Origin of the sequence: Paraburkholderia sp. SIMBA_030 (assembly GCF_046535245.1) — a bacterium.
Lineage (GTDB): Bacteria > Pseudomonadota > Gammaproteobacteria > Burkholderiales > Burkholderiaceae > Paraburkholderia.
Map to the genome: position 1 here is coordinate 1 of NZ_JAWRXB010000294.1, position 289 is coordinate 289.

The following is a 289-nucleotide window of genomic DNA, read 5'->3' on the forward strand; positions in this document are numbered from 1 at the left end:
GCCGACGCCGTAGAACATCGGATCGCCGCTCGCCAGCACGCACACGGGCGTGTCGCGCCGCGCGAGCACGGGCGCGATGTCGAACGGATGCGGCCAAGGCTCGCGCGCGGCGTTCAGGCACACGGGCAGCATCGCCAGATGCCGCTCGCCGCCATAGATCACCGACGCGTCGATCAGCGCGCGCCGCGCCGTTTTCCCCAGGCCGGCAAAACCGTCATCGCCCATTCCCACCACGGTCAGCCACGCCGACATGCGTCGATCCTCATCTGCTTGCTGTACTGAAAACGCT

At 68.2% G+C, this 289-nt stretch carries 1 pseudogene; it reads right to left on the reverse strand.

From position 1 onward, the window contains the following. Positions 1–252 (reverse strand): annotated as a pseudogene (locus tag SB772_RS40060) (cobalamin biosynthesis bifunctional protein CbiET); the annotation flags it as partial. Positions 253–289: the final 37 nt, after the last annotated feature.